The organism is Desulfosarcina sp., assembly GCF_055467485.1.
In genome coordinates this window covers 1-11,096 of the sequence record NZ_JBUOIV010000094.1, presented here as the reverse complement: position 1 = coordinate 11,096, position 11,096 = coordinate 1, and the positions used below count along the sequence as shown (strand labels likewise).

At 57.3% G+C, this 11,096-nt stretch carries 9 protein-coding genes; 8 read left to right on the top strand and 1 reads right to left on the bottom strand.

Annotated features, from left to right (window positions below):
• The first annotated feature begins 248 nt into the window (after positions 1–248).
• The 7 genes from ACZCED_RS23815 (at position 249) to ACZCED_RS23785 (ending at position 9,069) form a co-directional block, all read left to right on the top strand.
• Positions 249–1,070, top strand: coding sequence for an ABC transporter ATP-binding protein (locus ACZCED_RS23815; protein WP_464861951.1), 822 nt, complete (start codon positions 249–251; stop codon positions 1,068–1,070).
• 44 nt (positions 1,071–1,114) lie between these two features.
• Positions 1,115–1,510: a universal stress protein gene (locus ACZCED_RS23810; protein ID WP_464861950.1), complete on the top strand. Its 396-nt coding sequence runs from the start codon at positions 1,115–1,117 to the stop codon at positions 1,508–1,510.
• Between the two features lie 149 nt (positions 1,511–1,659).
• Positions 1,660–3,183: an AMP-binding protein gene (locus ACZCED_RS23805; RefSeq protein ID WP_464861949.1), complete on the top strand. Its 1,524-nt coding sequence runs from the start codon at positions 1,660–1,662 to the stop codon at positions 3,181–3,183.
• A gap of 323 nt (positions 3,184–3,506) precedes the next feature.
• On the top strand, positions 3,507–4,082 hold the full coding sequence (locus ACZCED_RS23800; protein ID WP_464861948.1) for a flavodoxin family protein: 576 nt from the start codon (positions 3,507–3,509) through the stop codon (positions 4,080–4,082).
• A 477-nt stretch (positions 4,083–4,559) separates the two neighbouring features.
• Entirely contained in the window at positions 4,560–7,100 is a 2,541-nt protein-coding gene (locus ACZCED_RS23795; protein ID WP_464861947.1) for an alpha-ketoacid dehydrogenase subunit alpha/beta, read from the top strand.
• A complete protein-coding gene (locus ACZCED_RS23790) occupies positions 7,097–7,942 on the top strand; it encodes an SDR family NAD(P)-dependent oxidoreductase (protein ID WP_462969044.1) in 846 nt (281 codons plus the stop codon). The genes ACZCED_RS23795 and ACZCED_RS23790 overlap by 4 nt, the downstream gene beginning before the upstream one ends.
• 98 nt (positions 7,943–8,040) lie before the next feature.
• Positions 8,041–9,069 carry a 3-oxoacyl-ACP synthase III gene (locus ACZCED_RS23785; protein ID WP_464861946.1) on the top strand — a complete coding sequence of 343 codons (1,029 nt, stop codon included), beginning with the start codon at positions 8,041–8,043 and terminating at the stop codon, positions 9,067–9,069.
• Between the two features lie 70 nt (positions 9,070–9,139).
• On the opposite strand, the gene ACZCED_RS23780 is transcribed toward ACZCED_RS23785, so the two are convergent.
• Positions 9,140–10,666 (bottom strand): sigma-54 interaction domain-containing protein, encoded by a 1,527-nt coding sequence (locus tag ACZCED_RS23780; protein ID WP_462969042.1) that lies wholly within the window; start codon positions 10,664–10,666, stop codon positions 9,140–9,142.
• 192 nt (positions 10,667–10,858) lie between these two features.
• Here ACZCED_RS23780 and ACZCED_RS23775 point away from each other — a divergent pair.
• Positions 10,859–11,096: hypothetical protein (locus ACZCED_RS23775; RefSeq protein ID WP_464861945.1), on the top strand; the 238-nt coding region annotated here is incomplete at its 3' end.

Here is an 11,096-nt window from a genome sequence, read left to right as displayed (position 1 = left end):
ATGCCTTTAATTCGTTAACCACCGTGGGTCCGGTGACATTCTCGAAAACGGATCGCGAAGGTGTGGACACCCTGCAGCTTTACGTTTCCAAGGGTGGTCTATTCTATGAAATCGGTGCACCGTTTGAGTCCGAGTATGTGAAGAAAATTAAAAAATAATATCCCGCGCAATATGATGAAACACTGCCTTGCTGCATCAAAACCAAAGGGAGGGTTGCTTTGGCAACCCTCCCTTAAGAAACGGAAAGAATGACTGAGCAATCATCCAATGGCCACCTGCTGGACGTCAACAATATCGAAGTCGTTTACAACGACATTGTCCAGGTGTTGCGCGGCGTCAGTCTGAGCGTACCCGAAGGCAGCATCATTGCTCTGCTGGGCACCAACGGCGCCGGCAAGACCACCACCCTGCGGGCCATCAGCGGCCTGCTCAAGCCGGAAAATGGCTTTATCAAGGACGGTTATGTCAAATTCGATGGAAAAGACATTACCAATACCCTGGGGACTCACGTGGTCAAGCTGGGTGCAGTGATGGTGCCCGAAGGACGCCGGGTCTTCAAACACCTGACCGTGGAAGAGAATATACGGGTCGGATCGATCACCCGCAAAGACGGGTCCCAAAAGATCCGCGCGGACAACGATAAGATGTACGACCACTTCCCCCGGTTGTCTAAAATTACCAATCGCCTTGCCGGTTACTGCTCCGGTGGAGAACAGCAGATGATCGCCATTGCCCGGGCCCTGATGGCGGCGCCTAAAATGCTCATGCTGGACGAACCCTCGCTGGGCCTGGCGCCGCTGCTGGTAAAAGAGATCTTCGAAAACGTCAAAACCATCAACCGGGAACTGGGAACCACCATCCTGGTGGTCGAGCAGAATGCCAAGATCGCCTTACAGGTGTCCGATTATGCCTATATCATGGAGTCGGGCAAGATCGTCCTGGAAGGCCCGTCAAAGGAACTCAAGAACAACCCGGATGTCAAAGAGTTTTACATGGGCATCACCCAGGGCGGCGGACGGAAATCCTTCAAAGAAGTCAAGTCCTATAAGCGGCGCAAACGCTGGATGTAGCTCTTCCAGCTGACAGCGCCTTGCCGATGGGGAAAGAGCAAAACATGATGAAATTTCTCGTTGCCTACAACGGTTCGACAGAGTCCAAGGCAGCCCTTGATCTGGCGATCAGGCATGCATCGATCTTCAAGGCCAGGGTTTTTGTCATCACCAGCATGGAAGGCGGCCACAGCGAAAAACCCGAAGACATCGCCAGGGTGAACCAGGAACTGAAGCGGGTTCGGCAGCAACTCGAGAGTACCGGCACTGAGCATGAGGTCCATGAAATGGCCAGAGGCCTTTCTCCGGGGGAGGACATCGTCATCTTTGCCGAGGAAAACAGCATCGACCAGATTTTCGTGGGCATCGAGAAAAAATCGAGGACCCGGAAGCTGCTGCTCGGCTCAACGGCACAATATATTATTCTCAAAGCTACCTGTCCGGTGACCACCATCAAGTAGCCTGGCACTCCAAACCAATCCGGGAAAATGCCATTGATGCGCAACCGATGAGGAGGCGCCGCCTCAACAGGTGCCACCTCATACCGGTGGACTGTTCTTCTTGCCGCATACAGCGCAACGCTTAATCATTGCACGAAGGAGCATAAACGATGGGGCTTCACGATTTTTCCCTGTATGACCTGATCTGTCGCAATGCCCGGTGTTTCCGCAACCGGCCGGCCTGGTTCGAAGCCGACACCGGGTCGACGACAACCTTCGGGCAATTCAAAATACAGGTGGATCACCTGGCCGCCGGTCTGCAGCAGGTCGGCATCAAAACCGGGGACCGGATTGGCGTCGTGGGAAAAAACAGCCTGGGCTTTTTTCAGATTTATGGTGCTGCTGCCGCCCTGGGAGCCATTGTGCTGCCCATTAACTGGCGCCTTTCCGCCGATGAGATGGCTTTTAACCTCAACGACTGCACACCGACGACGGTCTTTGCCGATGACGACTTCGGCGACGTGGTGTCAGGCATCCGGGATCAGTTGCCCTCGATCAGGCGTTATTTCAACCTGAACGATGCCGGCCCCTTCGATGCCTTCGACAAACTGATGGTTGATGCGCCCCTTTCCGTCGACCCGATCGGAGCCGATGCCGGCCTGGTGATCATCCACACGGCAGCCGTAGCCGGCAGGCCCCGGGGTGCGCTGGTGAGCCACGCCAATCTGTTGTGCGCCAGCCTGCACCTCAACTACTGCTTCGGTCTGTCGCCTGCAGACGTTCACCTGAACCTGCTGCCCCTGTTCCATGTGGGCGGCCTGTTCATGGCCGTCAACGCCTTTCATGCCGGGGCGCTGAATGTCAACATGAGCAAGTTTGACGCTGACAACGCCGTGGATCTGATCCAATCCAAGAAGGTTTCCGTGCTCTTTGATTTCTCACCGATTCTCGGTTCGATCCTCGACAGCCAGGAAAAGCGGGGCGTCGATATTTCATCACTGCAGTCGGTCATGGGCCTGGATGCACCGGAGACCATCGAACGCTACCAGAAGACGACCGGCGGCTGTTTCTACACCATGTACGGCCAGACGGAGACCTCCTGTCTCACCAGCATGGGCCGCTACGACGACCGACCCGGTGCAGCCGGCCGGCCGATCCCGCTGGGGCTGGTGGAGCTGGTGGATGACGCGGACAAACCGGTTCCGGCTGGCCAGGTGGGAGAAATCACCCTCAAAGGCCCCATGGTATTCAAAGGGTATTGGAATCTGGACGCGGACAATGCTCAGACCTTTCGTGGGGGGCGGCATCACACCGGCGATTTAGGCCGCTTCGACGAAGACGGATTCCTGTGGTATGCGGGCCGCAAGCCGGAAAAGGAGCTGATCAAGCCCGGCGGCGAGAATGTCTACCCGGCCGAAGTGGAAAAGGTGATCCTGGAACACCCAGCCGTTCTACAGACCATGGTCTTCGGGGTACCGGATCCCAAGTGGAAGGAAGGCATCAAGGCGGTCTGCGTGTTGAAGCCTGGACAGCAGATGACCGCAAAAGCGTTGATCGAATTCGTCGGCGGCCGCATCGCCCGCTACAAAAAACCCCAATATGTACAGTTCGTGAAATCACTTCCGGAAAAAAATGGCTCTATTGATCGGGAGGCGGTAAAGGGACTTTACGGAGGGGAGCAGGCTCACACCTGATTAGCAACGGAAATTTGCGACAAGGAGCGCATCGCCCACCGCTTGTCGAATCGAAGCCAGACCCCCGCCCATGGGGATCGGGGTAAGGATTCAATTGCACCACCCCATAAGACCCGGCCTGCCCCAACAGGATTGGATGAAACCCGCAAAACAGTGTCTATCTCACCAGATTGTTGACCGCTGCCCATAGGGTGTATCGACGATTATCGTGCGTGTATGCGGCAACGTGTATTGAATATCTTTTAAAAATCTGGTTTCATCATACGTTAGGGGTTTTGAATTCCAAACGATCGCCATCGATGCATTTCATGAGGAGGCCATGGATGAACATCCTCACTATTTTGGGAAGTCCACGCACGAAAGGCAATACGGCTGGCGCATTGGATATGGTGGAGCAGGAACTGTCCGGCAGGCATCAGGTGGAGCGGCTCGCCATAACCTCCGTGAAAATCAATGGCTGCCTGGGATGCGAGAAGTGCCGGAAAGTGGCCGACCGTCCCGGATGCGTGCAAGATGATGACGCGGTTGCCGTGTTCGAACGCATGATGGCAGCCGATGGCCTAATTTACAGCAGCCCTCTTTATTGCTGGAACTTTTCCGCCCAGATGAAGGCACTTATCGACCGCCACCTCTGCCTGGTCACGGGCTACGGCACCGCCAACCACCGGTCCCTGATCGCCGACAAGCCCGCCGCCTTGCTGGTCACCTGCGCCGGGCCGGTGAAAGGCAACGCCGATGTCATCCAGACCGTCTTCGATCGCGTGTGCAGGTTTGGCAAAACCCGGGCCGTAAACAAGACCGTCATTCCCTATTGCACGACACCGGACGCCCTGGGCGAGGAGGCCCGTGCCGCCGCCCGGAAACTGGCCGGAGACATCAATGGCGCCTTAAGACAATAGTCTTTCTGAATCACGCGGTGGTAGGGACCAGCGGGATGGTCACCCGCCGATGTGGCATGATATTGAGTGTATTCTTCGAGGATTCGGCCTTCCCCAAGCAACAATGACGATCATCCGGGTGGCGCAGCGTTCAATCGATCTATTTTCCAGGATTCCACCGTCGTCAAATTGGTGCTCCGGCCGGCGCGTGGGATGGATGCCACGCCGGCTCGATGCCACCCGCGTCCAGTATCGCTCCTCCTGACGGTCCTTGACGAATCGATGCAATGGCAGACGCCGGTCGCCCGCGGAGGGCGGGCCTTTCCCAAGCCCTTCACCAGCCGGAGACCCTTGGCGATCGGCTGGAAATAATGAATATCATCGAGGTGCTTCATCGCGTTCAAGACCAAATTTTCCGTTTTGCCGGTTGTTTGGAAACCTGTTGTTGACCTCATTTCAGACCGGTTGGAAAGCACCGGCACCGGGGGGAGGCCAAAGATGAAACCGTATCGCAGCAAAGAAGAACTGGAACATATTCTCAGCCGATTGTGGGAACGGATTTTTGCCGATCCAACCATCGTCGAGGCTGTGGCGGACGCGAAACTGGTGGCGAAATTCCGTTATACCGATTTTCCCACCGAGTTGTTCATTGACCTGAAAAAAGAACCGCCGGGGTTTTGCTGGAACCCAGGTGCCGATGCCGCATTCGATGTAGAGATGATTCTCTCCTCGGCAACCAGCCACGCCTTCTGGATGGAGACCCTCAATGTACCGCTTGCCATAGCCGGGAGAAAAATCATCCCCAAAGGATCGGTGCAAAAGGCGCTCAAGCTGATCCCGGCACTGAAGCCGGCCTTTGCCCTGTATCGCCAGGTGCTCCTGGCTGAAGGCCGCGAGGATCTGCTGGCAAGTGCCGCCGGCGGTTCACGCAAGAGCCGGTTTTCACTGTTACGCTGGAAACGTCCAAAAGAATGGCGGCGGGACCGGATTCCGGTTTTCCCGTTGGACACGTCCGACACGGCATGCCGTCCGGCTGAACCTGCAGGAGAGGCCGGCATGGCCCCTGACGACCTAAACCGCCTGGAAACCATGTACACCATTCGGTTTTTTGAAACCCACCTGTCTGAGGCCTTTGCCAATGGCGACCTTCCCACGGAGGCCATTCACCTGTCCATCGGACAGGAAGCGGTGGCAGCAGGCGTTTGCATGAACCTGAAGGCCGGCGATTATCTGAACACCACCCACCGGGGGCACGGTCACATCATTGCCAAAGGAGCCGACCTGAAACGCATGATGGCCGAAATTTACGGGAAAGTCGACGGACTGTGTGAAGGCAAGGGCGGCTCCATGCATGTGACCGACGGCAGCCGGGGAGTGCTGGGGGCAAACGGCATCGTCGGTGCCGGCTATCTGTTGGCCATGGGGGCAGGCTTTTCCATCCAATACCGCCGGAAAGACAACATCTCCGTGGTGATCGCCGGCGACGGATCAGTCAACCAGGGCATGTTCCACGAGGCGATGAACATGATGGCCGTGTTCAACCTGCCGGTGCTGGTGGTGATTGAGAACAACCTTTACGGTGAATTCACCGCCATCGACCGCCACAGCGCTGTCACCGAGCCCTACAAACGAGCGGCAAGCTACGGCATCGAATCCTGGCGCGTGGACGGCAATGATGTCCAGGCCGTATCCCGGGAGGTAGAGAAAATCATCAGCCGCATTCGCAGCGACGGCAAACCTCGTCTGCTTGAACTGTTGACCTACCGCTGGCACGGCCATATGGAAGGAGAGCCGGAATACTACCGAACCGAGGCGGAAAAGACCCAATTCCGAAAAAAAGACCCGATCGCCAGACTGGAAAAAGAACTCTCAGAATCCGGCCGCCTGACGCCGGAAGGGGCCAAGGCGCTTCGCCAGCGGGCCAAGCGGAAAGTAGACGATGCCGTGGCGTATGCCCTGGGATCGGCTGTTCCCGCGTCTTCCCGACTGACCACCAGGGTTTACGCACCCGAATCGCCGGCACTTTTTCGCGGCTCCATCATCGATCCGGTCGACGCACCGGAGCTGAAACAACTATCTGTTTCCCAGGCCATCAACGAAGCCATCGCCGAAGAAATGGCCCGGGATGAGACTGTGTTTCTCTGGGGCGAAGATGTATCTTTAGGCGGCTATTTCAGCGTCAGCGAGGGGTTGGTGGATCGCTTCGGCCCGGGTCGGATCATCGACACGCCCATCAGTGAAAACGGAATCGTGGGCGGTGCCGTCGGCGCAGCCATGACCGGATTGAGGCCGATCTGCGAGATTCTGTTTGCCGATTTCCTCTCCTGCTGCATGGATCCGATCCTTAACCAGGCTGCCAAATTGCGCTACATGACCGGCGGTCAGACCTGCGTACCCCTGGTGATCCGCACCCCGCTGGGCAGCGGCATCGGCATGGCGGCGCAGCACTCTCAGAGCATGGAACGGTTCTTCATGGGCATTCCCGGCCTGATTGTGGTGGCTCCCAGCGATCCTTATACAGCCAAGGGTCTGCTCAAAGCAGCCGTTCGCAGCCAGAACCCGGTGCTGTTTTTCGAACACAAACTGCTGTATGCCACCGCGGGAAAAGTGCCCGCGGATGAATACCTGCTGCCGCTGGGAAAGGCCCGGGTGGTTCGCACCGGCAGCGACGTAACGCTCGTAACACACCTGCTGGGTGTCGGCGTGGCAACCGATGTGGCAGACCGACTGGCATTAAATGGCATCCGCGTCGAGGTGATCGATCTGTGCAGCCTCTACCCCATGGACACGACGACCATCTTAACCTCGGTGGAAAAAACCGGCCGGCTGGTGACGGTGGAAGAGGGCGTTGCCACGGGCGGAATCGGCGCAGAGGTCATCGCCCGGGTGGCAAGCGCCGGCATCCATCTGCTCAAACAATCCCCGCTGCGCATTGCCGCCGCAGAGTGCCCGGTGCCCTATGCCAAGAACCTGGAAACCCTCCTGCTGCCGGATCCGGCTTCCATCGCTGAAAAAATCGAAAAGGAGCTCATGGAATGAAACGTTCGGACTGGAAGGGCGCCACAGCACTATTGACCGGTGCTTCACGGGGAATCGGACCGTATATCGCCCGGGCCCTTGCCGGGGAGGGGATCCATCTCGCGCTGACCGCCACACCCGCCTCGAAGGAAAAACTGAATCGCGTCGGCGCATCACTTGCCGGCTTCGATGTAAAAACCTTCACCATGGCCGCCGACCTCACCGATCAGAATCAGCGGTCCGATCTCATCCGGCGGGTTGATTCATTCCTCGGGCCCCTCGATATCCTGGTGAACAATGCCGGTGTGGAAAATGCCGGTGCGTTTGCCGAAATCACCGAAACGGCAATCCACCAGATCATCGACACCAACCTCACTGCACCGCTTTCGCTGGCACGCCAGGTACTCCCGGAGATGATCCGACGCAACAAGGGGAGCGTAGTCAATGTGGCATCGCTGGCCGGGCGCATCCCCATGGCCACTATCGCCACCTATGGTGCCTCGAAAGCGGGGCTCATCGCCTGGACGGAAGCGATGACCAGCGAACTTCACGGTTCCGGCGTCACGGTGGCCGCTGTCTGCCCCACATTTGTCTCCGGTGAGGGAATGCATGCGAGGACCGGCGTCAAGTCACCCTGGATGGCCGGTGAAGTGACCCCGGAGCGGGTAGCCCGCTCGGTCGTCGACGCCCTTGCCGGAAGGTCCCACGAAATCCTGGTGACCCCTTTGCCGACGAGGCCGTTGTTGGCGATGCTGGCACTGTTCCCCGGGCTGGGCACGCGATTGAAGACCGCATGGGGACTTTCCGCTTTCATGGCCCGACGCGCTGGACAGCCGCCCCATGCAACCGAAAACAGACGGTAAGGGTTTGCGGTTTTTTTAGCCCCCTGGGCATGATATGAAGCCGGGATTAACAATTGTTTTGCATTCTCGAACCATCCGAACACGTTGGAAGGACAAACATGAAACCCATGTTATTCAAAAATGTGGCCATCGAGGCGGTGGCCTGTAAGCTGCCGACGACGATCATCACTTCTGCCGAGATAGAATCACAGCTTGCCCCAACCTTGGAACGCATCGGTATCAAGCCCGGAATTATCGAAGGGCTCTCAGGCATCCGGGAACGGCGGTTCTGGGACATCGATCAGCAGGCCAGCGATGTGGCCACCCTGGCTGCCGAAAAAGTATTGGAGCAGACCGGCATCCCCCGCGAGGCCATCGGTTGTCTGATTTCCACGTCGGTCTCCAAAGACTATATCGAGCCGTCCGTGGCCAGCCTTGTGCACGGCAATCTGGGACTTTCCGACCACTGCATCAACTACGACCTGGGCAATGCCTGCCTGGGATTCGTCAACGCCATGGCCAGCATGGGCATGATGATCGACGCCGGTCTTATCGACTACGGGCTCATCGTAGACGGGGAAAATTCGCGGGAAGTCGTCGAGGCGACCATCCACCGGCTGCAGCAGCCGGATGCCAAGCCCGAGGCCTTCAGGGACCAGTTCGCCACCCTCACTTTAGGCTCCGGTGCGGTGGCCATGATCGTGTGCCACAAAAACCGGTCCACATCCGGCCACGTGGTCAACGGGTCGGTGACCCGCGCAGCCACGCGCCACAGCCGCCTTTGTCTGGGGCAACGGGACCGGATGGTCGCCGATGCATCCAAAGTGCTGATATTCGGGGTGGAACTGGCCAAGCGGACCTGGGATCTGGCCAGCAGCACCTTGGCCAACTGGAACGATGCACAAATCGACGCCTACATGCCCCATCAGGTAAGTCGGCGAAACATGGACGTACTCAATGATAAATTGGGACTGACTCCGGAAAAACAGCACCTGAACTTTCCCACCTTGGGCAATATCGGCCCGGCTGCCGTTCCCATCACCTTGTGCCAAGCCTCTGAATCCGGCCGAATCCAATCGGGCAACCACGTGGCGCTCATGGGGATCGGCAGCGGCCTCAACTGCTCCATGATGAGTGTAACCTGGTAGGCATGCATCCGATAGCCCCTGAAAGCAACGCGCAACGACGGCGGCCCTGGCAGTTTGCCCGATTTCCGCCCTAACCGACCGGATCGTTGTTTGTCGATCCACGGTAGGCCAGCCTGCGCAATCCATATTTACGCATCTTGTAGTGAATCAGCTGCCGCGATACCTTCAACATCCTCGCGGCTGCGGAAACATTGCCCCCGGCGGTCCTCAGGGCGCCATCGATCATCTCCATTTCCTGCTCCTGCCGCCGCTCCCGCAAATCCCGCACACCGGCCGCGGAAGGCGCCGCGTCCAGGTCCGGGCCGCCTGTTTCCTCAACTGATGGTGCAGCCACGCCATTCACCGGCACCACCGGCAACGGCGGGCCTTCATCACGGACCTGATGCAAAAGCAGATGCGGCGGCAGGTGGGAAATGCGCAGGGTCGTATCCGGCCCGATGGTGTTCATCGCCCCTTCGATAAGATGTTCGAGCTCACGAACGTTTCCCGGCCAGTGATAGGTTCGAAAGAACTGCATGACCGGTTCGCTGACGGCGCCCACCTTTTTACCGAGGGCCAGATTGTTTTTGTAGATGAAATGACGGGTCAGCGTTTCGATGCTTTCAGGCTGCTCGCGCAAGGGGGGAATGGCGATGTAAACCACGGCCAGGCGATAGAACAGGTCCATGCGCAACTGCCGATCCCGAATGGCCCTGTGGGCGGGTATGTTGACGGAGCTGATGATCTTCAAGGCGACGGGCACTTCCTCGGAAGCCCCGACTCGCCGGATTTTCTTCTCCTGGAGCACCCGCAGCAGTTTGGCCTGAAGGGCAATGGGCATCGAATTGATCTCATCGAGAAAGAGCGAGCCGCCGTTGGCCTGTTCGAAGAGACCCATTTTGTCCACGGCGCCGGTGAACGCCCCCTTTACCGTCCCGAACAGCAGGCCCTCTAACAGCGTGTCCGGAATAGCCGCGCAATTGATGCCCACAAAGGGGTTGTCCCTGCGGGGACTGTAGTTGTGGATGCTCTGGGCAAACATCTCTTTGCCCGACCCGGTTTCACCGAAAAGCATCACCGGCGAACTGCTCTGGGCAGCCAGACGGGCCATGGTCAGGGCGTGCAGAAGGCTTTTTTCCACTCCCATGATGTCGGTAAACTGGTAGCGTGTACCATTGGCCAATTCCGGGGGGGTGTTGGGCGAAAGGGTTGAAAAACCGGACATGACCTTTTCCAGCAGATTGTAGTTTTTTACGAAACAGATGGCACCCGCCAGCGTTCCCTTGATGTACAGCGGGAAGACACTGTGGATCGTATTGGCCAGCTTGCCTTTGCAGGTCCGGTAAAAAAACAGCCGGCCGATAATGGGTGTGGCGGCTTCCAGGCACCTGAATATCATGCTGTCATGCCACTCCAGGCGGTAGATGTCCGCCACCCGCTTGCCGATGACATTTCCGGGACGCAGATCGTCGATACCCGCCTGGGCTTCATTGTAGAACAGGATGCGGCCGGCGGTGTCGGTGATGATGATGCCTTCATCAAAGTCTTCGAACACCGGCAAAAAATCGAGGTTGCCAAAGTTCGGCAAAATTGGTCGATTGGCGACTTGATCAGTCAAGATCGGCCTCCATGGCTGGTTATTTTAAGTAACGCGTTCAAGGAAGACACTATATGTAAAAAAAACAGTCAATGAAAACATTTTTTCCATTATATGTGTAATATTTTTTGTCGATTGGCACGTTCAAACAGTTGTCCCTCCCGCGAATAACTCCCATCCATTGACTGACACGCTCCTGTCACGAGACTTGACATGATCATTTTTTCAGCATGTTATGCGTATCTTTGCCTGCCTGATGGGAAAACCCTGGGGCGTCGGCCATCTTTTTGGAGTACCAGTCCGTCATGGCATGCAAAGTGCTCATTAGACATCGTATTATCCAATGGTTGGCAAGCATTTCAGACAACGGCACCGCAACAAGGAGGATCGATCATGTATGACCGCATGCAAACGTTCACCCCGGAACAGATGACCCGGATTCACGATGCAT

Bases quoted from the DNA above. Each gene is read 5' to 3' on its own strand.
- ACZCED_RS23815 (WP_464861951.1), top strand. From the start codon at position 249: ATGACTGAGCAATCATCCAATGGCCACCTGCTGGACGTCAACAATATC.
- ACZCED_RS23810 (WP_464861950.1), top strand. From the start codon at position 1,115: ATGATGAAATTTCTCGTTGCCTACAACGGTTCGACAGAGTCCAAGGCA.
- ACZCED_RS23785 (WP_464861946.1), top strand. From the start codon at position 8,041: ATGAAACCCATGTTATTCAAAAATGTGGCCATCGAGGCGGTGGCCTGT.
- ACZCED_RS23790 (WP_462969044.1), top strand. From the start codon at position 7,097: ATGAAACGTTCGGACTGGAAGGGCGCCACAGCACTATTGACCGGTGCT.
- ACZCED_RS23795 (WP_464861947.1), top strand. From the start codon at position 4,560: ATGAAACCGTATCGCAGCAAAGAAGAACTGGAACATATTCTCAGCCGA.
- ACZCED_RS23800 (WP_464861948.1), top strand. From the start codon at position 3,507: ATGAACATCCTCACTATTTTGGGAAGTCCACGCACGAAAGGCAATACG.
- ACZCED_RS23805 (WP_464861949.1), top strand. From the start codon at position 1,660: ATGGGGCTTCACGATTTTTCCCTGTATGACCTGATCTGTCGCAATGCC.